Origin of the sequence: Sphaerisporangium perillae (assembly GCF_023276435.1) — a bacterium.
Classification (GTDB): Bacteria; Actinomycetota; Actinomycetes; order Streptosporangiales; family Streptosporangiaceae; genus Sphaerisporangium; species Sphaerisporangium perillae.
The window spans coordinates 139,254-161,973 of sequence record NZ_JALLPO010000004.1 but is presented as its reverse complement, the minus strand read 5'-3'; the positions used below and the strand labels follow the sequence as shown (position 1 = coordinate 161,973).

18 protein-coding genes and 2 pseudogenes are annotated in these 22,720 nt (G+C 70.6%); 8 read left to right on the top strand and 12 right to left on the bottom strand.

Annotated features, from left to right (window positions below):
• Positions 1-6: 6 nt before the first annotated feature.
• From MYF83_RS05615 to arfA, 5 genes are all read right to left on the bottom strand, one after another.
• On the bottom strand, positions 7-399 hold the full coding sequence (locus MYF83_RS05615) for an effector-associated constant component EACC1 (RefSeq protein WP_248959086.1): 393 nt from the start codon (positions 397-399) through the stop codon (positions 7-9).
• A gap of 150 nt (positions 400-549) precedes the next feature.
• Positions 550-1,392: a carbohydrate ABC transporter permease gene (locus tag MYF83_RS05610; protein ID WP_248959085.1), complete on the bottom strand. Its 843-nt coding sequence runs from the start codon at positions 1,390-1,392 to the stop codon at positions 550-552.
• 40 nt (positions 1,393-1,432) lie between these two features.
• On the bottom strand, positions 1,433-2,368 hold the full coding sequence (locus tag MYF83_RS05605) for a carbohydrate ABC transporter permease (RefSeq protein ID WP_248959084.1): 936 nt from the start codon (positions 2,366-2,368) through the stop codon (positions 1,433-1,435).
• A complete protein-coding gene (locus tag MYF83_RS05600; RefSeq protein ID WP_248959083.1) occupies positions 2,365-3,705 on the bottom strand; it encodes an ABC transporter substrate-binding protein in 1,341 nt (446 codons plus the stop codon). The genes MYF83_RS05605 and MYF83_RS05600 overlap by 4 nt, the downstream gene beginning before the upstream one ends.
• The gene (arfA, locus tag MYF83_RS05595; protein WP_372500093.1) at positions 3,702-5,222 is read right to left on the bottom strand and encodes an arabinosylfuranosidase ArfA; all 1,521 of its coding nucleotides are present in this window, start codon (positions 5,220-5,222) and stop codon (positions 3,702-3,704) included. The genes MYF83_RS05600 and arfA overlap by 4 nt, the downstream gene beginning before the upstream one ends.
• Positions 5,223-5,394: 172 nt before the next feature.
• Here arfA and MYF83_RS05590 point away from each other — a divergent pair, with 172 nt between their 5' ends.
• From MYF83_RS05590 to MYF83_RS43615, 4 genes are all read left to right on the top strand, one after another.
• Positions 5,395-6,408: a LacI family DNA-binding transcriptional regulator gene (locus MYF83_RS05590; RefSeq protein ID WP_248959082.1), complete on the top strand. Its 1,014-nt coding sequence runs from the start codon at positions 5,395-5,397 to the stop codon at positions 6,406-6,408.
• 222 nt (positions 6,409-6,630) lie between these two features.
• Positions 6,631-8,190, top strand: coding sequence for a CLIPPER-2 domain-containing protein (locus MYF83_RS05585; RefSeq protein ID WP_248959081.1), 1,560 nt, complete (start codon positions 6,631-6,633; stop codon positions 8,188-8,190).
• A 197-nt stretch (positions 8,191-8,387) separates the two neighbouring features.
• Positions 8,388-9,743, top strand: a complete 1,356-nt coding sequence (locus tag MYF83_RS05580) for a transaminase (RefSeq protein WP_248959080.1) — start codon at positions 8,388-8,390, stop codon at positions 9,741-9,743.
• Positions 9,744-9,846: 103 nt separating this feature from the next.
• A complete protein-coding gene (locus MYF83_RS43615; RefSeq protein ID WP_248959079.1) occupies positions 9,847-10,293 on the top strand; it encodes an Lrp/AsnC family transcriptional regulator in 447 nt (148 codons plus the stop codon).
• 108 nt (positions 10,294-10,401) lie between these two features.
• On the opposite strand, the gene MYF83_RS05570 is transcribed toward MYF83_RS43615, so the two are convergent.
• Positions 10,402-11,421 (bottom strand): NADP-dependent oxidoreductase, encoded by a 1,020-nt coding sequence (locus MYF83_RS05570; protein WP_248959078.1) that lies wholly within the window; start codon positions 11,419-11,421, stop codon positions 10,402-10,404.
• Positions 11,422-11,616: 195 nt separating this feature from the next.
• Here MYF83_RS05570 and MYF83_RS05565 point away from each other — a divergent pair, with 195 nt between their 5' ends.
• The 3 genes and pseudogenes from MYF83_RS05565 to MYF83_RS05555 form a co-directional block, all read left to right on the top strand.
• Positions 11,617-12,081 carry a MarR family winged helix-turn-helix transcriptional regulator gene (locus tag MYF83_RS05565; RefSeq protein ID WP_248959077.1) on the top strand — a complete coding sequence of 155 codons (465 nt, stop codon included), beginning with the start codon at positions 11,617-11,619 and terminating at the stop codon, positions 12,079-12,081.
• A 649-nt stretch (positions 12,082-12,730) separates the two neighbouring features.
• Positions 12,731-16,375, top strand: a complete 3,645-nt coding sequence (locus MYF83_RS05560; RefSeq protein WP_248959076.1) for a CARDB domain-containing protein — start codon at positions 12,731-12,733, stop codon at positions 16,373-16,375.
• 239 nt (positions 16,376-16,614) lie between these two features.
• Positions 16,615-16,770, top strand: a pseudogene (locus MYF83_RS05555) (helix-turn-helix domain-containing protein); the annotation flags it as partial.
• Positions 16,771-16,884: 114 nt separating this feature from the next.
• Here MYF83_RS05555 and MYF83_RS05550 read toward each other — a convergent pair.
• The 4 genes from MYF83_RS05550 to MYF83_RS05535 all read right to left on the bottom strand — a co-directional run bounded on the left by MYF83_RS05550 (position 16,885) and on the right by MYF83_RS05535 (position 19,009).
• Entirely contained in the window at positions 16,885-17,865 is a 981-nt protein-coding gene (locus tag MYF83_RS05550) for a hypothetical protein (RefSeq protein ID WP_248959075.1), read from the bottom strand.
• A gap of 11 nt (positions 17,866-17,876) precedes the next feature.
• Positions 17,877-18,014, bottom strand: coding sequence for a hypothetical protein (locus MYF83_RS05545; RefSeq protein ID WP_248959189.1), 138 nt, complete (start codon positions 18,012-18,014; stop codon positions 17,877-17,879).
• 112 nt (positions 18,015-18,126) lie between these two features.
• Complete coding sequence (locus MYF83_RS44155; RefSeq protein WP_372500092.1) at positions 18,127-18,486, bottom strand: sigma factor; 360 nt, start codon at positions 18,484-18,486, stop codon at positions 18,127-18,129.
• A 103-nt stretch (positions 18,487-18,589) separates the two neighbouring features.
• The gene (locus MYF83_RS05535; RefSeq protein ID WP_248959074.1) at positions 18,590-19,009 is read right to left on the bottom strand and encodes an SgcJ/EcaC family oxidoreductase; all 420 of its coding nucleotides are present in this window, start codon (positions 19,007-19,009) and stop codon (positions 18,590-18,592) included.
• A 266-nt stretch (positions 19,010-19,275) separates the two neighbouring features.
• Between MYF83_RS05535 and MYF83_RS05530 the strand changes: the two genes are divergently transcribed.
• Complete coding sequence (locus MYF83_RS05530) at positions 19,276-20,478, top strand: cysteine desulfurase-like protein (protein ID WP_248959073.1); 1,203 nt, start codon at positions 19,276-19,278, stop codon at positions 20,476-20,478.
• Positions 20,479-20,616: 138 nt separating this feature from the next.
• On the opposite strand, the pseudogene MYF83_RS05525 reads toward MYF83_RS05530, so the two are convergent.
• Both MYF83_RS05525 and MYF83_RS05520 read right to left on the bottom strand, forming a co-directional pair.
• A pseudogene (locus MYF83_RS05525) lies at positions 20,617-21,675 on the bottom strand (acyltransferase family protein); the annotation flags it as partial.
• Positions 21,668-22,633, bottom strand: a complete 966-nt coding sequence (locus tag MYF83_RS05520; protein ID WP_248959072.1) for an alpha/beta hydrolase — start codon at positions 22,631-22,633, stop codon at positions 21,668-21,670. The gene MYF83_RS05520 and the pseudogene MYF83_RS05525, both read right to left, overlap by 8 nt.
• Positions 22,634-22,720 lie beyond the last annotated feature (87 nt).

Below are 22,720 nucleotides of genomic sequence, written 5' to 3'. Positions count from 1 at the left end.
GCCCCGCTACCGCGTCGAATGGCGGCGCAGGTACGCCTCGACGAGGTCACGCTGCTGGTCGGGCGATGCCCGCTCCAGCTCGATGGTGTCGCCGTCGATGGTCACCGCGACCCGGTGCCTGCCCTGCTGCCGGCCGAGCCAGTCGCGTACCGTGTCGATCAGCGCCGTGAAGACGCCTCCCGAGGCGCTCAACGCCACCACGATCGCCCCCAGCGTGAGCGGGTCGGCGCCCTTGGCGCCCTCCGGAGCCGCCTCGCCCGGCGCCCAGCCGACCGACTCCACATCGAGTTCGGCGAGCTCGCCTCGCAGCCGCCGGACGAGCCGCTCAGCCTGCTCGGGCTCGGTGCCCGCCTCAGGGACGATGACCAGCGCCAGACTGAGCCCATCATCCGTACCCATGACGTCTCCCATGCGCACCCACCCACGGAACCGGCAGTCCAGGCCAGATCATCCTCTCGGCCGACCGGCACTGACAAGGGGTCGAGATCCCTTGACTTTCCGTGATCGCCGTCAGGCCTCCGCGACGAGGTGCCGCCGGTTGGCCAGGCCTCAGCCCTTGAGGCCTGAGCGGGAGATGCCCTCGATCACCCATCGTTGTGCCGCCAGGTAGAGCAGGATCACCGGGAGGCTGGCGATCACCGCTCCGGCCATGAGCAGGTCGTAGCGGATGTTGTTGGCGCTCTGGAAGTTGCCGAGGCCGGCGGGCAGGGTCAGCGAGTCGGGGCTGAGCAGCACGTAGATGGGCCACAGGAAGTCGTTCCAGTTGGTCAGGAACGACAGCAGGAACAGCGTGACGAGCGCGGGCCTGGCCAGTGGGAGCGCGATGGCGGTGAAGATCTGCCAGCGGTTGCAGCCGTCCAGCTCGGCGGCCTCCTCCAGCTCGCCGGGGAGCGTGAGGAAGAACTGCCGCAGGAAGAAGACCCCGAAGCCGCCCGCCGCGGCCGGGACGATGACGGCGGGCAGGCTGTCGACCCAGGACAGCTCGTTGACGATGAGGAAGTTCGGGATGAGCAGCACGACCGGCGGCACGAACAGCGTCGCGACGACCACGGTGAAGATGGCCGACCGCCCGCGGAAGCGCAGCCGCGCGAGCGCGTAGGCGGCCGGGGCCGCGGTGAGCAGCACCAGGACGGCGTGGCCGGTCGCCGCGATGAGGCTGTTGGCGAACCAGGTCAGGATCGGGCTGTCGGGGCTGTTGAGGATCTCCCGGTAGGCGCCGGTGGTGGCCGGGCTCGGGATCCACTGCGGTTCGGTGGACCCGGCGCCCTCGCGCGTCTTGAAGGAGGTCAGCAGCATGTACACGAGCGGGCTGATGTAGAGCGCGGCGACGACGGCCAGCACCAGGTGGAGCAGGGCGCGTCGGACCCGCCGGGCGGCCGGGGCGGCGGTCAAGGCTCGCTCCTCTCGCCGAAGGCACCGGAGGCCGCGGTGTTCATGGCTTGCTCCTGTCGCGGAAGGCGCCGAAGACCAGGGCGCTCGCGCACATCAGGAACCCGGCGAGGATGAAGCTCATCGCCGAGGCGGTCCCCATGTCGAACTGCCGCAGGCCGGTCTCGGCGATGAGGTAGATCGCGGTCTTGGTCTGGTCGGCGGGCGCGCCCGAGGTGATCAGGTACGACTGGCCGAACATGTTGGCCGAGGCGAGGATCGTGGCGTTGACCACGAACACGGTGACCGGCCGCAGCCCGGGGAGCGTCACCGCGCGGAACCGGGCCAGCGGGCCGGCGCCGTCCACCATGGCCGCCTCGTACAGCTCGCGCGGGATGTCCTGCAGCCCGGCCAGGAAGATCACGGCGTTCAGGCCGAGGGTCCACCACACGGTGACGCCGACCAGGGCGATCCACGCCGGCGGCACGTCAGTGGTCCACTGCACGTCGAGGCCGAGGTAATGGTCGACCAGGCCGATGTTGCCGTCAAGCAGGTACCGCCAGACGAACCCGACGACGGCCACGCCGAGCACGTACGGGGCGAAGTAGACGGCGCGGTAGACGTTGCGCCCCCGGAACCGGCCGTTCATCAGCAGTGCGACCAGCAGGGGCAGCAGGATGAGCAGCGGCACCGAGGCGACGGTGAACACGCCGGTGGCGCGCATGGCCATCCAGAAGCGCGAGCCGTCGACGCTCGCGGGGTCGAACAGCTCGGTGTAGTGCTCCAGCCCCACGAACGGCTTGGCCGGCAGGCTGATGTCCCATTCGTGCAGGCTGGTCCAGAACCCGAAGCCGATCGGCAGCACCATGAACACGGCGAACAGCAGCAGGTACGGCGCGAGGAAGGCGTACGGGGTCCACCAGCGCATCCTGCGCGCGGCCCCCGCGGGAGCGGCGGTGGCCGCTCCCGCGAGGTCCGCCGAGCGGGTGAGCACGCTCACTGGGCGTACTTCCTCTTGTTGTCGGCCAGCAGCTTGTCGGCGGTCACCACGCCCTCCTTCAGCGCGTCAGCGGGGCTCGACTGCTTGAGCACCGCCTTGGCGACGGCCAGCTCCAGGGCCTTGGACTGGACGTCGCCGACGCCGGGCAGGGCGGGCAGGAAGTGGAAGACACCCGGGTCGGCGGCCAGCTTGATCTGCGGCAGGTCGGCGATCGACGGGTCCTGCCGGACGGAGTTGCGGGCGGGGATCATCCCGGCCTTGGCCCATTCGGTGGACTGCCGGCTGATGTGGTCGATGAAGAACTTCGCCGCCTGCACCTTGTTGGCGTCCTTGGCCGCCTGGGCGGTCATCACCAGGTTGTGCGAGGAGCTCCACACGGCCGCGCTGTCGCCGATGGCCGGGACCGGGGACAGTCCCCAGCGCAGGTTCGGGGCGTTGGTCTTGAGGTCGTTGATCTGCCAGATGCCGTCCCAGGTGAAGCTCACCTTGTCGTTCTTGAAGGCGGCGTACTGGGTGTCGATCGCGACCTTCTCGGGGCTGTACCCCTTGTCGATCTGCTCGACCATCCACGCCAGCGCCTGCGCCCCCTGGTCGGAACCCCAGAGCGCCTTGGTGCCGTCCTCGCTGTACAGCCGGCCGCCGTTCTGCCACAGCAGGGTCATGAACATCAGGTGCGCGGGCCACTTGTTGGGCATCCAGAACGGCTTGGCGACGCCGGCCTTGGCCAGTTCGGCGAGCGCGTCCTGGTAGGTGGCCTTGTCCGCGGGGGCCTCCTTGAGGCCGATCTTGTCCAGGTGGGCGGCGTTCCAGTAGTCGCCCAGGCAGTGGACGTCCAGCGGAACGCTGTAGCGCTTGCCGCCGTAGACGCCGGCCTGCCAGACGGCGGGGATGAAGTCGGCGTCGCTGAGCTTGAGCGCGGAGACGACGTCGTCGAGCGGGCTCAGCACCGAGCGGACGGCGAAGGTGCCGATCCAGTCGATGTGGATGACCGCCACGTCCGGGCCCTTGCCCGCGGCGATGGCGGTGGGCATCGCCGGGTAGAGGTCCTCCCAGCGGCGGGTGACGTTGCGGACCTCGATCCTGCCGGCGTACTCCTTGTTGAAGGCGTCGAGCATGGCGCGGAAGTGCGGGCCGTCCCCGCCGGTGAAGCCGTTCCAGAACTCCAGGTTGACCTTGGGCCCGTTGTACTCCCCACCGGAGAAGGTGGGCGCGGCCGAGGCGGGCGCGGAGGACCCGCTCCCGATCTTGGTGCCGCCGCCGCAGGCGGCCAGTGTCGCGGTCAGCCCGACGGCCCCGGACAGGCCGAGGAAGGAGCGGCGGGACAGGGGACTGGTCATGGTGCACTCCTGGCGGTGAGGGGAGCGAAGCGGACAATAGTCCAAGAAACGGGCGGAAGCGCAAGAGTGGCGCGGCGGCCGTCGAGGGCCAGGCCGGCGCCGGGACGGGGGACGACCCGGTCGGGCGCGCTCGCGGTGTTGCGCGCGGAGGCGTCCTGGTCGGCGAGCTCGAGGTGCTCCACGACGCGCGTCCCCGCGGGAAGCTCGATCTCCATCGCGCAGGGGCCGTGGCGGTCGCGGTTGACGGCGAACAGCGTGAGCTCGCCGGAATCCGGGTCATGGGTGGCGGTCGCCCAGATCGCGGGCACCTCGCCGTACTTGGCGGTGCTGATCGTGCGGCACTCGGGCTCCACCCGCAGCACCTCGCCGCGGGCGTACCGCGCGGTCAGCGCGAACGGGTGGAAGATCGTCTGCCGCCACGCCGGCCCGCCGGGCTCGGTCATGATCGGCGCGATCACGTTCGCGAGCTGCGCCTGGCAGGCGACGCCCACCCGGTCGGCGTTGCGCAGCAGCGTGATCAGCAGGCTGCCGACCACGACGGCGTCGGTGACGTCGTAGGAGTCCTCGATGAGCCGGGGGTGCTCGGACCACTCCAGCGACGACTCGCCGTGGAAGCGGCTCTGGTACCAGACGTTCCACTCGTCGAACGACAGCTTGATCTGCTTGCGGTCGCGCAGCTTGGCGCCGACATGGTCGGCCGTCGCCACGATGGACCCGATCATGTGGTCCATGTCGGCGGCACTGGCCAGGAAGGAGTCGGCGTCCCCGTCGGAGGGGTCGTAGTACGCGTGCAGCGAGATGTAGTCGACCATGTCGTAGGTCGCCTCGAGCACCTCGGCCTCCCAGGCGCCGAAGGTGGGCATCCCGCTGTTGGAGCTGCCGCAGGCGACCAGGGACAGCGCGGGGTCGAAGCGCTTGAGGGCCCTCGCCGTCTCGGCGGCCAGCCTGCCGTACTCCCCCGCGGTCTTGTGCCCCATCTGCCAGGGGCCGTCCAGCTCGTTGCCCAGGCACCACAGGCGGATGTCGTGCGGCTTGTCGACACCGTGGGCGCGGCGCAGCTCCGACAGGCGGGTGCCGCCGGGGTAGTTGGCGTACTCGACCAGCTCCAGCGCCTCGGCGACGCCGCGGGTGCCGAGGTTGAGCGCCATCATCGGCTCGACGCCCGCCTTGGCGGCCCAGGTCATGAATTCGTTGAGCCCGAAGCTGTTGTCCTCGCGGCTGCGCCAGGCGAGGTCGAGGCGGGCCGGCCGGTCCGCCACGGGGCCGACGCCGTCCTCCCATCGGTAGTTGGAGACGAAGTTCCCGCCCGGATAGCGCACCACGGTGACGCCGAGCTCGCGGGTCAGCTCCAGCACGTCGGCGCGGAAGCCGTCGGCGTCGGCCAGCGGGTGTCCCGGCTCGAAGACGCCGGTGTAGACGCTCCTGCCCATGTGCTCGACGAACGAGCCGAACAGGCGCGGCTCCACTGGTCCGATCCGGAAGGAGGGGTCAAGGGTGAGACGAGCAGCCGGTGCCAAGGCACGACCTCTCTTGTTTCTGCGCGGTCAGTGGTAGGTGTGTTTGTACAACGTTGTTTCAACGTTGTAAACAGGTCCCCTCCGGGTCGATATCGTGACGTTACGATCGACCGGGCCGGTACGGTCGACCTGGGCCGCGAGCCGGGGCCTACGACGTGAAAGGTGGCCGCACGTGGGAGTGAGCCTGCGCGATGTCGCGCACCTGGCCGGAGTGTCGGTGAAGACCGTCTCCAACGTGGTCAACGGCTACGCGCACGTCTCACCGGCCACCAGGCGGAAGGTCGAGCAGGCGCTGTCGGAGCTGGACTACCGGCCGAACCTCTCGGCCCGCAACCTCCGCCAGGGCCGCACCGGGGTGATCGCGCTCGGCCTGCCCGAGATCGACATGCCGTACTTCGCCGAGCTGTCGCGATTCGTCATCGCCGCCGCGGCCGAGCACCGCTGGATCGTGGTCATCGAGCAGACCGACGGCGACCTGCGGCGCGAGCGCCAGGTGCTCGACGGGGTACGCGACCACCGCATCGACGGGCTCATCCTCAGCCCGGTGGCGATCGGCAAGGAGGAGCTCGCCGCGCGCACCGACGACACCGCGCTGGTCCTGCTCGGCGAGCGCATCCACGACGGCCCCGCCGACCATGTGGCCATCGACAACGTGCGCGCCGCCAGGGACATCACCGAGCACCTGATCGGCCTCGGCCGCACCCGCATCGCCGCGCTCGGCGCCCAGGAGAACGCCGCCAGCGGCACCGCGCCGCTGCGGCTGGCCGGCTACCGCGAGGCGATCGCCGCGCACGGCCTGCCGGAGACGGTGCTGGAGGTCGAGCGGTACGGCAGGCCGGAGGGCGCCGCCGCCATGTCGGCCCTCCTGGCCTCCCCCGAGCGGCCCGACGCCGTCTTCTGCTTCAACGACCTGCTCGCCCTCGGCGCCATGCGGGCCATCCTGTCCTCCGGCCTGCGCGTCCCGCAGGACATCGCCGTCGCCGGGCTGGACGACATCGAGGACGGCAGGTTCCACACCCCCACCCTCACCACCGTCGCCCCCGACAAGGCCCAGCTCGCCCGCATCGCCGTCGACCTGCTCAAGCAACGCCTCGACGGCCCCGCCTACCGTCCCGTCGCAGAGATCCGCGCCGACTACGAGCTGGTGATCAGGGAGAGCACCGCCACTCCAGGCCCAGGACACTAGCGAGCGACTCGTGCTCGCCGCCGGGCCCGGGGAATCCGTGAACGGTAGATCGAGATCTTCTCTGCGCGCGTCCCGCAGACCAAGATCCGGCCAACTGTTGGAACGGCGGCACGTGTCGGATGCCCTCTGCCGCTCCCGCCAGGCGAATCTTCCGTCCAGCGCCGGTGCCGGTCACCCGGCCCGGCGGACGAAGGCTTTCTGCCCGACGAGAGGAACACGCAGATGAGGCACATCCCACGGATGTGTTACCCGCTCGCCGCCCTGGCGGTGGCGGCAGTACCGCTGACAACGCTCGGCGCGGCCCAGGCCGAGGCCACGCCGGCCGCCCCCGCCCGGACGGCCCTGCGGGCCGCGCCGGATCCCGCGACGTGCCCCGAACAGGTGTCACTGCTCAACGGCGGGTTCGAGCAGCCGGCCGTCACCGGCAGAACGTGGGCCTCGCTCCCCGACGCCTCGCAGCCCGGCGCACCGAACTCGGTGCCGGGCTGGCTGACCACCGCCACCGACCACATGATCGAGATCTGGGCCAGCCCGCCGAACCCGACCAACACCCCGCCCGCCGAGGGCAGGCAGCTCGCCGAGCTGAACGCGAACCAGGTCTCGACCCTCTACCAGGACCGCCCGACCACGCCCGGCAAGACGCTGTACTGGCGGCTGTCCCACCGTGGCCGGATGGGCGTCGACACGATGGCGCTGGACATCGGCGCCCCGGCAGCCCCGGTGCAACAGCAGGTCATGTCCGACGGCACCGCGAAGTGGGGCACCTACTCCGGCACCTACACCGTGCCCGTCGGCCAGACGACCACCAGATTCGCCTTCCGGTCCATCTCGGCGGCCGGGGGAAGCCGCTCCGTCGGCAACCTCCTGGACGACATCTCCTTCGGAACCCCGCCGTGCGTCATCGTCACCAAGACCGCGAGCCCGCAGGGGCCGGTCGACGTCGGGGACGTGGTCACCTACCGGCTGACCGCCACCAACAAGGGCGGCGGCGCGGCGGAGAACGTCCGGCTCACCGACACCATCCCGGCGGGGGCCGCCTACGTGCCCGGCTCGCTCCGCGTGGTGGACGGCCCCAACAGCGGCGCCAAGACCGACCGGCTCGGCGACGACCAGGCCGAATTCGATCCGGCGACCGGCAAGCTCTCCTTCGCCCTCGGGGACGGCGCGACCGGCACGGCCGCGGGCCGGCTGCCCAACACCACCACCCTGCCGGACGGCACCACCGTGGAGTTCCGGGTCAAGGTCGATCGGGCCGCCGCGGGCAAGCAGATCGCCAACCAGGGCGTCGCCGGCTACGAGGACCGGCTCGGCCCGGCCCCTCAGCCGCTGACCTCCACCAGCGGCGAGGTCGCCACCAGGGTCAACCCGGCCGTGGACCTGAGCGTGGTCAAGTCCGCCGACCTGACCAGGGTCACCGTGGGCCAGACCGTCACCTACCGCGTGGCCGTCCACAACGCCGGGCCCAGCGACGCCACCGGCGTCACCGTCAAGGACGTGCTCCCGGCCAACCTCGGCCTGCTGTCCGCGACGCCGTCCGCCGGCGACTACGCACCGGCCGGCGGGACGTGGACGGTGGGCGCGCTGGCCAGTGGCGCCACGGCCACGCTGACCATCCATGCCAAGGCGACAGCGGTCGGAGAGACGACCAACACCGCCACCGTCAGCGGCAAGGAGATGGACCTCGACCCGGCCAACAACACCGACACCGTCAAGGTCTGCGTCGATCCCGAGCCCTTCTGCCCGTACTGCAGGCCAGGGCAGGGGCGGACGACAGGGTCCTGACCCGCTCGGGGTCTGCGGCATTCCTCTCGCCGGGCTCCGCTCCGGGAAAGACGCGCCCTGCCACGAGTCGCCTCGTGGCAGAGCGCGCTCATATCAACGGGCGCCGCATCACTTCGGTTTCCGGATGCCTTGGGGTACGTTGACTTCAGAATCGGTCGGCTGAGCGGCTGATCACAATGTAATCCGAGGTATAGATCATGATCGACCGCACGCGTCTGGCCGGGCTGCTCGCGCGGGAGCGCGGTGCGTTCCGGGAGCGGAACCCGCGGTCGGCGGCGGCGTACCAGCAGGCGCGGGCGCACCTGTTCGGCGGCGTGCCGATGACGTGGATGAACAAGACCGCCGCCGGCTTCCCCCTCTACATGGACCGGGCGCGCGGCGCCCGGGTCACCGACCTGGACGGCCACGAGTACGTCGACCTGTGCCTCGGCGACACCGGCGCCATGGCGGGACACTCGCCCCGGGCGACCGTGGACGCGGTGGCCGAACGCTTCGCCGTGCTCGGCGGCGCCACGGTCATGATGCCCACCGAGGACGCGACCTGGGTCGGCGCCGAGCTCGGCCGCCGCTTCGGTGTGCCCTACTGGAGCTTCTCGCTGACCGCCACCGACGCCAACCGCTGGGCCATCCGGCTGGCCCGCGCGGTCACCGGGCGGCCCAGGATCCTGGTGAACAGCTACTGCTACCACGGCAGCGTCGACGAGGTCCTGCTGGTGGTCGGCCCGGACGGCGAGCAGGTGTCCCGCGAGGGCAACGTCGGCGCCCCGGTCGACCCCACCGTGACCTCCCGCGTGGTCGAGTTCAACGATCTGGCGTCGCTGGAGCGCGAACTGTCCTACGGCGACGTCGCCGCCGTCCTCATGGAGCCCGCCCTCACCAACATCGGCATCGTCCTGCCCGAACCCGGTTACCTCGACGAGGTGCGGGAGCTGACCCGGCGGTACGGCACCCTGCTGGTCAACGACGAGACGCACACCTTCTCAGCCGGGCCCGGCGGCTGCACGCGGGCGTGGGGGCTGCGGCCCGACATCGTCACCATCGGCAAGGCGATCGGCGGCGGCATCCCGAGCGGCGGGTACGGCCTGTCGGCCGAGGTCGCGGCCAGGGTCGACGGCATGACCGGCCTGGACCTGGTCGACATGGGCGGCGTCGGCGGCACGCTCGCCGGCAACGCGCTGTCGGTCGCCGCCATGCGCGCCACGCTGGAGCACGTGCTCACCGACGAGGCGTTCGATCGGATGATCGCCCTGGCCGTCCGCTTCACCAAGGGCGTCCAGGAGGTCATCGACCGGAACGCGCTGCCCTGGTCGGTCACCCGGCTCGGGGCCCGCGCCGAGTACCGCTTCACCAGCCCGGCGCCGCGCGACGGCGGCGAGTCCAACGCGGCCGGCGACCCCGAGCTGGACGACTACCTGCACGTGTACCTGGCCAACCGGGGCGTGCTGCTCACCCCGTTCCACAACATGGCGCTGATGTGCCCGGACACCACCGAGTCCGACGTCGACCGCCACTACGAGATCTTCGCGGCCGCCGTGTCGGAGCTCGTCGCGTGAGCCCGCCGTCCGGAACCGGTCCCACGAGCCCGCCGGTCGCGGCGGGCCAGGTGAGCCCGCCATCCATGGTCCTGCCGGCGCGGGACCGCCAGAGGGCGGGCCGGTGAACCTCGACGACATCGACCGCATCGTGCTGCGCGAGCTGCAGCGGGACGGCCGGGTCTCCTACACCGCGCTCGCCGAGGCGACCGGGCTCTCGGCCCCCGCCGTACGGCAGCGGGTGCAGCGGCTGCGCGACGAGGGGGTCGTCCAGATCGTCGGGGTCACCGACCCGATGGCGCTCGGGCTGCCCGTCATGGCGCTGATCGGCGTGCGGGTGGACACCGACGTGCACACCGTGGCCGACCGCGTCAGCGAGCTGTCCGGTGTGATCTACGTGGTGCTCACCTCGGGCTCGTTCGACATGTTCGTCGAGGTGGTGTGCAAGGAGCCCGCCGAGCTGCTCGCCATCCTCAACGACCACATCAAACGCGTCCCGGGCGTCACCCGGGCCGAGGCGTTCACCTACTTCGGCATCCACACCCACCGCTTCGCCTGGCCGGCCGGCTGACCCTCCCCGCGCGGGAGCCCGGCCCCATACCGCGACAGGAGGCCGCCAAGGTCAGCGGTCACGCCACCAAGGTCACCGAAGGCGATCGCCAAAGCGGCCGATACCGGTTCATTCCGGCAGGCTGACGATCATCTTCCCGGTGTTCTCGCCGCGGAGCATGCCGAGGAAGGCTTCGACGTTGTTCTCGATGCCCTCGACGAAGGTCTCGTGGTAGCGCAGCCGGCCCTCGCGGATCCAGCCGCCGACCTCTTCGACGAACTTCGGCCGCAGATCGTAGTGGTCGCCGACCAGCATGCCCCGCAGCGTGAGCCGCTTGCCGATGGTCAGGAAGAGGTTGCGCGGAGCGGAGGCCGGCTCGGTCGCGTTGTACTGGGCGATCATCCCGCACAGCGCGACGCGGCCGTGCAGGTTCAGGGCGGACAGCGCGGCCTCCAGATGCTCCCCGCCGACGTTGTCGAAGTAGACGTCGATGCCGCCGGGCGCGGCCTGGGCGAGCTGCTCGGCGACCGGGCCGTTCTTGTAGTTGAAGGCGGCGTCGAAGCCGTACTCCTCCACCAGCAGCTTGACCTTCTCATCGGAACCCGCGCTCCCGATGACGCGGGCGGCGCCCTTCAGCTTGGCGATCTGCCCGACCTCGCTGCCGACCGCGCCCGCCGCGCCGGAGACGAAGACGGTGTCGCCCTCGGCGAACTCCGCCGTGCGGAGCAGACCCGCGTACGCGGTCAGGCCGGTCATGCCCAGCACGCCGAGGTTGGCGCTGAGCGGAGCCGCCGCCGGATCGACGCGGACGGCTTCCGCGGCGCCGGCCAGCGCGTACTCGCGCCAGCCCAGCCCGTGCAGGACGTGGTCGCCCACCGCCACGCCCTCGGCGCCGGAGGCCACCACCCGGCCGAGGGCCCCGCCGTGCATTGGGTGGTCGAGCCGGTAGGGCTCGGCATAGGACTTCGCGTCGTTCATGCGTCCGCGCATGTAGGGGTCGACGGACAGGTACAGGTTCCGCACGAGGATCTGGCCCGGTCCCGGCTCGGGAATCGGGACCTCGCGCAGGGCGAAGTCCGCGGGCGTGGGCACACCCCGGGGGCGTGCGACCAGGTGCCATTCGCGGCTGGTGCCGTGCGGAGTCGTCATGATGATGCTTCCTTTCAGGGGTCGGATCGCCGGCCGGCGGCGGCTCACGCGTGCTACGCGGCCATGGCCTTCCTGTTCGTCCACGGCGGCGTACCGGTGGCGGCGGCGGGGGAGACCGGAGAGGAACTTGAGATGCTCAAGCAACCGTCTTCATGTAATCCCCGATACTTGATGATGTCAAGTATGCTTGAGTCCATGCCCGACACCACTGCGCCGGCCGCCGACGACCTGATCGAGCCCCTGGCACGTGCGGTCCGCGGCTACTACGACGACTTCGCCGTCGTCTCGGCGCGCCATGGCCTGACCACCGCTCAGGCCCGCGTACTGATCGCGCTGGAGGAGCCGCTGTCCATGCGCGCCCTCGCCGACCACCTGCTGTGCGACGCCTCCAACGCCACCGGGCTCATCGCCCGCATGGAGGCCCGCGGCCTGGTCCAGCGAGCCCTCTCCCCCTCGGACCGGCGCATCAAGGTCGTGACGGCCACCACGGAGGGAACCGAGCTCGCCCACCTCATCCGCGACGAACTGCACTCCGTCCGCGCCGCCCTGGAAGCCCTCACCCCTGACGAACGCGCCACCCTGCTTCCCCTACTGAACCGCCTGGCCGACCTGCTCGACCACCACAGCCCGCAACGCCACCCCACCCCATCCCCCACCTGACCGCCCCAGCACCCACCCGACCACCCAGCCCGCGCGATATCACGACCACCGATGCTCAACGCTTCCACGCCGAGTGGGAGAACCCCGGCCAGGCAAGAGAGATGGCTGACGCCCTGCAAGAGGCTCAGCCCGCAGGCGGATACACCGTCACGACCCGCTTCTTGCTGGGCCCACTGGAGATCTTCGTCGGAGTGGTTCTCGTTGCAGTTCTCGTCGTAGTTCTTCGCCGTGCCAGGCGGCTCCAGCAGCCGGCCCAGCGTCGACGCCATCCGGTGGAAGTCGGCCCAGCAGGGCGCGGCGACACGGTTTCACATCTGGCGTAGGGCCAATTCAGAAAGCCGCTTCCTAACAGTTGACGTGACCGTAGTGTAAATGTAACCTTCGGGCAATGTCCTGCAAGAACCTTGCAAATCACTGTTCATTTCTCTCTATTCTCCGCAAGTTCTGGTTGGAGCGCACTGCGTCCGTGCGCCTGGCCCCGCCCCCATCCCCATGGAGGGACCAGGTGATGTCGGCTACCGCATTGCGCGGTCGGTCGCCGCCCAAAGCGGCACCGACCCAGCGCTTTCCTTCCTCTGCGTTGAGATCAGCACCCCCCGCGACGGCTCCCCGCCGCCCCCTGCGGCCCTGGCGAGAGATAGAGAACGCAATGAGCAAAAAGCACCCTGTTTTACGGCTGATCGGGGCGGTGCTGGCGACCAGCCTGCTCGTCCTCGCCGGACCGGTACTCCCGGCCTCGGCCGCGGGCCCCAACCTGGCGGCCGGCAAGACCATGTCGGCGAGCAGCTCCACCGACGTCTACGGAGCGGGCAACGCCAACGACGGCAACCAGAACACCTACTGGGAGAGCGCCAACAACGCCTTCCCGCAGTGGATCCAGGTGGACCTCGGGTCCGCCGTCAGCGTGAACCAGGTCATCCTGAAGGTCCCCGCCCCGAGCGGGTGGGCCACCAGGACGGAGACCCTGTCGGTCCTGACCGGGACCTCGGGCACCCCGACCACCACGACCGTCGGCTCCGCGGGATACACCTTCAACCCCGCCACCGGCAACACTGTGACGATCAACTTCACCGCGACGACCGCGCGGTACGTCCGGCTGAACATCACCGGCAACACCGGTTGGCCGGCCGGCCAGATCTCCGAGTTCGAGGTGTACGGCCCAGCGGGCCCGGGTGTCGACAACGAGCCTCCGTCCGTGCCGGGCAACCTCGCCTACACCGAGCCCGGCTCCGGCCAGATCAGGCTGACGTGGAACGCCTCCACCGACAACGTCGGCGTCACCGGCTATGACGTCTACGCCAACAACGCGCTGCGCGGCAGCGTGGCGGGCAACGTCCTGACCTACACCGACACGCAGCCGGACACGGCCACGGTGTCGTACTACGTCAGGGCCAAGGACGCCGCGGGCAACCAGTCCAATCCCAGCGACACGGTCACGCGCACCGGCACGGGCGGTCCCGGGACCAACCTGGCGGTCGGCAAGCCGATCACCGCGTCCGGCTCGGTCTTCACGTTCGTGCCGGCCAACGCCAACGACAACAGCACCGCGACGTACTGGGAAGGCGCCGGCGGCAGCTACCCCAACACGCTCACCGTGCAGCTCGGGTCGAACGCCGACGTCAGCCAGGTCGTCGTCAAGCTGAACCCCGACAGCTCCTGGGGGCCCCGGACCCAGACCATCCAGGTGCTCGGGCGTGAGCAGAGCTCCAGCACGTTCACCAACCTGACCCAGCCGATCGTCGCCCAGTTCGCCCCCGACAGCGGCAACACCGTGTCGTTCCCGGTCAGCGGCAGGGTCGCCGACGTGCAGCTCAAGTTCACGAGCAACTCCGGCGCCCCCGCGGGCCAGGCCGCCGAGTTCCAGGTCATCGGCGTCCCAGCGCCGAACCCCGACCTCACGGTCACCGACGTCTCGTGGACTCCGGCCTCCCCGAACGAGACCAACGCGATCACGCTGTCAGCCACGGTCAGGAACTCGGGCACCCTGGCCTCCCCTGCGGACAGCGTCAACTTCAACCTAGGCGGCGCCCTGGTCGGCACCGTCGCGGTCCCCGCCCTGGCCATCAACGGCACCGCCACGGTGACCCACGACATCGGCACCCGCGGTGAAGGGACCTACACGGTCAGCGCCAGGGTGGACGCGGACAACACGGTCTTCGAGCAGAACGAGAACAACAACACCTTCACCGCGACGTCGTCGCTGGTGGTCTCGCAGGCTCCCGGCCCCGACCTACAGGTCCTCAGCATCAGCTCCAATCCGCCGAACCCGGCCGTCGGAGCGGCGGTGACGTTCAACGTGGCGGTGAAGAACCGCGGCACCACCGCGTCGGGCGCGACCACAGTCACTCGTGTGGCGGTGGGCGGCACCACGCTCAACACCAACACCCCGTCGATCGCGGCAGGGGCGACGACGAACGTGGCCATCAGCGGCAGCTGGACGGCGACCAGTGGCGGCGCCACCATCACCGCAACCGCCGATGCGACGAACGTCGTCACCGAGACCAACGAGACCAACAACGCGTTCTCGCAGGCGATCGTGGTCGGCCGCGGGGCGGCGGTTCCGTGGGTCGAGTACGAGGCCGAGGCCGCCAGTTACCAGGGCACCCTGCTGACGGCCGACCCGCTGCGCACCTTCGGGCACACCAACTTCGCCACCGAGTCCTCCGGCAGGCAGTCGGTGCGCCTGAACAGCACAGGCCAGTTCGTCGAGTTCACCTCGACCAACCCGACCAACTCGATCGTGGTGCGCAACTCCATCCCCGATGCGCCGAACGGCGGCGGCATCGACGCCACCATCAGCCTCTACATCAACGACACCTTCGCGCAGAAGCTGACCCTCTCGTCGCGTCACAGCTGGCTGTACGGGAACACCGACGGCCCCGAAGCACTGACGAACACCCCCCAGGCCGACGCCCGGCGGTTGTTCGACGAGGCGCATGCACTCCTGTCGACGAGCTACCCGGCGGGCACCAAGTTCCGGTTGCAGCGCGATGCGACCGACACGGCCTCCTTCTACATCATCGACCTGATCGACCTGGAGCAGGTGGCGGCACCGGCGAGCCAGCCGGCCGGCTGCACCTCGATCACGGCCTACGGTGCGGTGCCCAACGACGGGCTCGACGACACGGCCGCCATCCAGCGGGCGGTGACGGACGACCAGAACGGGGTCATCAGCTGCGTGTGGATCCCGGCGGGGCAATGGCGCCAGGAGCAGAAGATCCTCACCGACGACCCGCTGAACCGGGGTCAGTACAACCAGGTGGGCATCAGCAACGTCACGATCCGCGGCGCGGGCATGTGGCACTCCCAGCTGTACACCCTCACCGAGCCGCAGGACGTGGTGGGCGGCATCAACCACCCGCACGAGGGCAACTTCGGCTTCGACATCGACGACAACGTCCAGATCTCCGACATCGCCATCTTCGGCTCGGGGCGTATTCGCGGTGGAGACGGCAATGACGAAGGCGGAGTGGGCCTGAACGGGCGGTTCGGCAAGAACACCAAAATCTCCAACGTGTGGATCGAACACGCCAACGTGGGTGTCTGGGTCGGTCGTGACTACGACAACATCCCTGCGCTGTGGGGGCCTGCCGATGGGCTTGAGTTCAGCGGCATGCGCATCCGCGACACCTACGCCGACGGCATCAACTTCACCAACGGCACGCGCAACTCGAAGGTGTTCAACTCATCCTTCCGCACCACCGGCGACGACGCCCTGGCGGTCTGGGCCAACCAGGCCGTGAAGGACCAGGTCGTCGACAACACGCACGACAACCACTTCATCAACAACACCGTCCAGCTGCCCTGGCGAGCGAACGGCATCGCGATCTACGGCGGCTACGACAACTCGATCGAGAACAACCTGATCTACGACACCATGAACTACCCGGGCATCATGCTGGCGACCGACCACAGTCCCCTGCCCTTCTCGGGGACCACGTTGATCGCCAACAACGCGATCTACCGCGGTGGCGGCGTCTTCTGGAATGAGGATCAGGAGTTCGGCGCCATCACGTTGTTCCCGTCGAGCAAGGACATCACCGGTGTCACCATCCGCGACACCGACATCTACGACTCGACCTACGACGGCATCCAGTTCAAGACAGGTGGCGGCAACATGCCGGGCGTCGCGATCACCAATGTGAAGATCGACAAGTCCAACAACGGCGCCGGCATTCTGGCCATGAGCGGCGCTCGCGGTAACGCGACGCTGACGAACGTGACCATAACCAACTCGGCCAAGGGCAACATCGTGACGCAACCAGGGTCGACCTTCGTGATCACAGGCGGCTAGTCCTTTCGAGAACCGCCTCGCATAACGACCACGTGGGGTTCGGTGCGTGAACGACGACCAGCCATGTGGCGTGCTCCGTCTGATGAACCGGAGCACGCTCATGGCTGGTCGTATGCCGACTCCTCGTCGACGTCTCGCGCCCCGAGGTCAACACACAGTGGACCGACAGCGGCGACGCCCACGAGCAACGCGGGCTCAAGCACCGGGGCCGCGACGACGTACGCCCCGTGCCCATCCCTCGCCTGGCCGCCGGTTTCGCCGTGGGGACCACCACGGCCTGGCGCTACGTTCGCGAAGTCGTCGATCTCCTGGCCGCCCTGGCCGACGACGTGCGCCCCGCCGTCGAGCGCGCATCCCGGCTGGCCTACACCATCCTGGATGGCACTCTCATCCCGACTACCTGTGCGGAGGCGTTCCCAGATCGACGTGAGCAGAACCCACCGTCCACAGCCCCCGCGGGCACCGCCCGCCCCTCGGCCTCGGAGGGCTCGTGTCCCGTGGGAGTTCGGTCAGCAGGCGGTCGGCGTGGTGCTGGTGCCGGCCGCGCACGCCGCGAGCACCGCGCGGCTCCTCAGCTGGTCCAAGGTGGGCGTGCCGACCGCGGGCTCGCTTGCCACGGGGACGGGGTTGTCCGTCGTGACCGGGTCGGGGACGTCCACCGCCGAGGCGTCAGGGTCGTCCGTGGGGTCCGGGACGGGGGCAGCCGTCGACGTCCCGTCCGGGTTGTCGTCGTGCGGGAAGTCCGAGGGCTTGGGGGGCCTCGGGGAGGGCATGTCCGGCGGCTCCTCCACGGGCGCCGGGGCGCCGTTGAGAATCTGGTTCACCCGTTCCGGGTCGTCCATGAGCGGCGCGATGACCGGCCGGCCCGGTGCCTGCTCGACGAACACGCCCTCGCCGATCGGCACATGCACCGAGGCCAGGTAGCCGGCCAGCGCCTGGGGCACCGCCCGCCCCTCGGCCTGGTACCGCTCCAGGGCGTTGTGCACGTAGAACAGGCCGTGCCCCGCGCTGCCGATGGAGGCCCGCAGGTCGGCCAGGGTGCTCTCCTTCGGCTGCTCGATCTGCAGCCGGATCTGGCCGTTCTGCTGGCCCAGGCCGAGCTTTCCGGACAGGACGCGGTCCACCTTGACGACGAGACTGGCTTTGCGGATCGCCGCGTCGGGAGTGTCGTAGCCGACGACGGGCGCGGCGCCCGCGCTGTCGTCGGAGCCGAAGGCGATCCCCGGCTCGATGCCGACGACGGTGCCCTCCAGCAGCGCCGCGGCGGGGGTGAAGGCGCCGGAGGCGGGCGCGCCGGGCGTCAGGTCGTCCAGCGAGTCGTACAGGTACGTGCCGGTCGACTCACCCGCGCCGGAGCGCATCAAGGACCAGAACGAGGGAGCGGCCTCGCCCGGCCAGGAGGCGGCCACTCCGTCGGCGGTCACCAGGCCGAGTGCGACGACGAGGGTGAGGCCCACCCCCGCGGTGCGGGATTGGAGCATCTTCGACATGTGTCCCGTCCTCAGCCGGCGACCTTCATGTACGAGGTCAGCGACGAGTAGTTGTAGTAGTGGTCCCTGTTGTCCGCCTGCGGGCAGGCCGCGAGCGGGGCCAGGAGCAGGCCTCGGGTTCCCGATTCGCTGTGGGGGGTTTGGGGCACCCGTATTCCTTCCGAAGGTAAAGGCGCAAACACGGTGATCTTCGCGGCCCTGTAATCGTTACGCGACCCCTGGCGCGGAGTCGGCGACGGCCGCCGCCGCGCCGACTCCGGTTCACGGGATGGACGGGAAGAGGGCCGCGGGGAGCCCGAACGCGGTGAACACCTGCTGGTCCTGGAATACCACGTTGTGGGTGATCCCCGCCGGTGTCACGGTGAGCACCTGCAGGGTGTGCAGCCGGTAGGCGCCGTCGTCGGCCCGGGAGGCGTTCGTCGCGATCTTGTAGAGCCAGGTGCGAACCGAGGCCAGCTCGTGGTCGTAGCGCCCCCTGGCTCCCCAGGCGCGCAGCATCGTCTCCTGGACCAGGTCCTCCGCCTCGTGGACCGAGCCGAGCATCCGGTAGCAGTGCACCAGGAGCTCATGCCGGTATGGTCCGGCGTGCGCCTCGAAGTCCTCGTCGATCGTGTTCGGCACGGTGGATCCCCTCAGTGCGGGATGGGTGCGACCCGCGTCGCGCGGGCCGCACCCATCGCCATGATGCCCGGTCAGCGGGCCGCACCCATCGCCATGACGCCGGTCAGCGAGCGGGCGCATTCGCGTAGGCCGCGACCAGCCATCGCCCGTCCTGCTTGGACAGGACCCAGGTGGCGAGCCGCTCACGCTCGGCCGGGAAGTGCCGCTCCCCGGCCATGACGATGCCGGCCTTGCTCACCACGATGGCGGTGTCCCCGCCGATGACACGGATGTCCTGCGGGTCGTCGATCGCCCGGGACCCCTTCAAGGGGCCGGCGAACGCGCCGGCCATGTAGTCGCGGACCGCGGACCGGCCCCGGTGGAACACCCCAGGCATCACCACGGTGGCGTCGTCGGCGTACAACGCGGCGAAGGCGTCGGCGTCGTTGTCGGCCCATGCCGCGTAAATCCGGCGGAGCACATCGCGCACAGCGCCCGAGTCGCCGGTGCCGGTACGGGTATCGCTCGACTCATTACTGATCATCTGAAGTCGTCCTTCCCTGCTTCGCGGTACCGGAACGGCCAGGAGCGGCCGGCCGGTCGGTGGGTATACCGGCGGCACGGCTTCGGCTCATCGGTCTCCGGCGAAGTTTCTTTCACCGTTTCGCGGCAGCACGCATGGCGGCGTTTCGCGGCAGCACGCGAGGCGGTGACGACCCCGCCGGTCATGGTCCCGCGCGCTCACCTTCGCCCGCCCAGGGCATATCGTCGTGCCGTTAGATGTGGGTGCATGGTGGTCTGGGAGGTTTTGTGACGTACGACGTGACGAAGGTACGGGCGCGGTTCCCCGCGCTGGAGGAAGGCGCGGCGCACTTCGACGGCCCCGGCGGCTCTCAGACGCCCGATGACGTCGCCGAGGCGGTGGCCGCCGCGCTCAGGGCGGCCGTCGCCAACCGCGGATCGCAGACGGCCGCCGAGCGCCGCGCCGACGAGATCGTCATCGCGGCGCGTCAGGCGATGGCCGACCTGCTCGCCGGCACGCCGGCCGGCATCGTGTTCGGCCGCAGCATGACGCAGCTGACCTACGACCTGGCCCGCGCCCTGGCCAAGGAGTGGGGGCCACAGGACGAGGTCGTGGTCACCCGGCTCGACCACGACGCGAACATCCGCCCGTGGGTGCACGCCGCCGAGCCGCGCGGGGTCACGGTGCGCTGGGCGGACTTCGATCGTGAGAGCGGCGAGCTGGACGTCGCCGCCATCGCCGGCCTGCTCACCGAGCGCACCAGGATCGTCGCCGTCACCGGGGCGTCCAACCTGCTCGGCACCCGGCCGGACATCCCGGCGATCGCCGAGCGGGTGCACGCGGCCGGGGCGCTGCTGTACGTCGACGGCGTGCACCTGACCCCGCACAGCCTGGTCGACGTGGGATCGCTGGGCGCCGACTTCTACGCCTGCTCGCCGTACAAGTTCCTCGGCCCGCACCTCGGCGTCCTCGCCGCCCGCCCGGAGCTGCTCGAGACCGTACACCCGGACAAGCTGCTCCCGGCCACGAACGCGGTGCCCGAGCGCTTCGAGCTGGGCACGCTGCCCTACGAGCTGCTCGCGGGCACGACGGCGGCGGTCGACTTCCTCGCCGGCCTGGTCCCCGGCGAGGGAGACCGCAGAGAACGCCTGGCCCGCTCGATGGACGAGCTGGAACGGCACGAGGAGGCCATGCTGGACCGGCTCGACACCGGGCTGGCGGAGATCACCGGGGTCACCCTGCACGGTTCAGCCCGGCGCAGGCGCACGCCCACCACGTTGTTCTCGGTCGACGGTGTCGCGGCGGACGAGGTCTACGAGTTCCTGGCGGCGCGCGGGGTCAACGCCCCGGCGGGGAGCTTCTACGCACTTGAGTGCAGCCGGTGGCTGGGGCTCGGCGACGACGGAGCGGTCCGCGCCGGGATCGCGCCGTACACCGACGAGTCCGACGTCGACCGGCTGCTGGAGGGCATCCGCGAACTGACCGGCTGACCCGGGCCTCGGCCGGTCCCACACGGGTCCGGCGCGGCCGGCGGTGCGCGCGGCGTCCCCTGGCCGCTCGGGTGCGGGCGTGGCATGGCAGGGTATTCGGGGCCGTCTCTGCTCGTGGGAGTGGAAGGCGACCCAGCACGCCAGCAGGGCCAGCGCGAACGCCGGTAGCCAGGCCAGCCGGGCGAACAGCCAGCCGGGACCGTCGGGGGCGGTGTGCAGGCCGGGCAGCGCCTCGCCGGTGAGCATGCCGAGCGCGGTGATCGCGATCATGGCGGTCTGGTGCCAGAGGAAGACCGTCATCGCGGAGAGGTTGGCGAGTGCCACGACCGCCCAGGCGGCGGGGCGGCGTAGCACCCGCCGCAGCGGGCCGAGCAGCAGCAGGGCCGCCCCGCACTGGGCGAGGCCGAAGGCGACGGCCGCGAGGGTGGGCGGGGCCTGGTTGGAGATGCGGGCGCCTGGAACCCCCACCATGGCGGCCGGGTAGCCGGCCCACAGGACGAGCGCGGCGGTGGCGGCGGCGCCGCCGAGCAGCATCGCCCATCCGGTCGCGCGGCTGCGCAGCCGGTCGCGCGCCCAGGCAGCGCCCAGGCAGTACGGGACCAGCCAGCCGGCCGCCACGTTGATCCAGCACAGCCAGGCGGGCCCGCCCAGGCCGAACCGGACCAGGTCGACGAGCGCGACGGTGACGAGCGGCCACGACGGGTGCAGCCTGGCGACCATCGGGGTCGCCGCCGTCAGCGCCGCGAAGACCAGCAGGAACCACAGCGGGGACCACACCAGCTTGGCCAGCGTGCGTACGGTCCCCAGGTCGGCGCCGAAGGCGAGCATCGTGACCGCCAGCACGCTCCACACCGCCACCACGGCGGCGAGCGGCCTGAACAGGCGGGTCATCCGGGTGCTGAGCCACTGCCCGTACGCGGTGCCCCGGAGGCGCGCGGAGGCGTGGCTCTTGGCCGCCACCTGCCCGCCTACCAGGAAGAACACCGCCATGGTCTGCAGGATCCAGGAGGCGGGGGCGAGTTGGGGCATGTTCCGGAGCGGGCTGGCGACGCGGACGGTGCCGCTGTCGGTGACCAGGGCGGTCACCAGCCAGTGGCCGAGCACCACGCCGAGGATGGCCAAGGCGCGCAGTGCGTCGAGGGCGCGGTCGCGGCCGGGGGGCGTCGCCGTATGGACGCGCTCGACGAGATCACGCATCACGGCCCGCCTCGGCGGGGGCCCGTCCGGAGACGATCCGGGCGATGTTCGAAAGCGATAGGGAACCGGCTTTCAGGTAATCGCTGTGGCCGCCGTCGCCCGCCGCGAAGAGCCGGGCGCCGAACCGCGGGGAGACCGGGTCGGTGCCGAATCCGATGGTGACGAAGGGAAGCCGGAGCCGCGTGTGCGGCACGTGGGCGATCCAGTCGCCGGTCCCCCGGCCGGCCCAGACGGTGGCCCGGGTGCGCAGCGCGGCGGCGTCGTCGACGGCGGCCCCGGCGCTGCCGTACAGGACGATGTCGGCGACGTCCAGCCCGGGCGCGGCACGGCCGCAGACCACGCTCCCATAGGAGTGACACAGAAGGGAGACGCGGGCGCCGGGCTTGACCGCGCTCAGCTCCCGCACGAACGCGCGCAGGTCCGGGGCCGCCCGGTCGGCGCGGCCGGGCATCAGCGCCTGAAGGGTCACGGTACCGGGGGTCCGGTATCCGAGCCAGGCGATGACGGCGGACCGGTCGCCGAGCGCCTGTCGCAGCCTCATCGAACCGCCTCGCAGGAGCCCGTACTTGTCGAGGTCGGTGTCGGAGCCGGGGACCAGCACGGCGATCCGCTCGGCCGCCGTCAGGTCGCCGAAGACCTCGACGGCGCGACCGCCGTCGCGGCCGTCGAAGGACAGGAATCGGCGCGCGGGATCCGCCATGGCGCGGAGCATCGCGGCCCGCCACCGATCGCCATGACCCGCGGCCATCCGTTCAGCCGCCCAGATGCCATCCCGGCTGGCGGCGTACCGCTCGGCGAGGACCGCGGGTGTCGCGGCCCGTAACGGGGCCAGGGTGGCGGGAACGGGCGCCGGGACGGCCGCGGGGCGTGCCGCGCCCGTCACCGGCACCACCACCGAAGCCGCGATGAGCGCGGCGAGCAGGGCACGGCGCAGCCGGGGCCGGTTGACTTCGATCACCCGACAAAGGTGCCGCAGGCGGCATCCGCACCACATCGGACCGCTGGTGGCATTCGCGACAACGCCGGTGGACCGTGGGTGTACACC

Coding starts and splice junctions, on each gene's coding strand:
- MYF83_RS05580 (WP_248959080.1), top strand. CDS start 8,388: ATGATCGACCGCACGCGTCTGGCCGGGCTGCTCGCGCGGGAGCGCGGT.
- MYF83_RS05570 (WP_248959078.1), bottom strand. CDS start 11,421: ATGACGACTCCGCACGGCACCAGCCGCGAATGGCACCTGGTCGCACGC.
- MYF83_RS05535 (WP_248959074.1), bottom strand. CDS start 19,009: ATGATCAGTAATGAGTCGAGCGATACCCGTACCGGCACCGGCGACTCG.
- MYF83_RS05565 (WP_248959077.1), top strand. CDS start 11,617: ATGCCCGACACCACTGCGCCGGCCGCCGACGACCTGATCGAGCCCCTG.
- MYF83_RS05600 (WP_248959083.1), bottom strand. CDS start 3,705: ATGACCAGTCCCCTGTCCCGCCGCTCCTTCCTCGGCCTGTCCGGGGCC.
- MYF83_RS05560 (WP_248959076.1), top strand. CDS start 12,731: ATGAGCAAAAAGCACCCTGTTTTACGGCTGATCGGGGCGGTGCTGGCG.
- MYF83_RS05550 (WP_248959075.1), bottom strand. CDS start 17,865: ATGTCGAAGATGCTCCAATCCCGCACCGCGGGGGTGGGCCTCACCCTC.
- MYF83_RS05585 (WP_248959081.1), top strand. CDS start 6,631: ATGAGGCACATCCCACGGATGTGTTACCCGCTCGCCGCCCTGGCGGTG.
- MYF83_RS05615 (WP_248959086.1), bottom strand. CDS start 399: ATGGGTACGGATGATGGGCTCAGTCTGGCGCTGGTCATCGTCCCTGAG.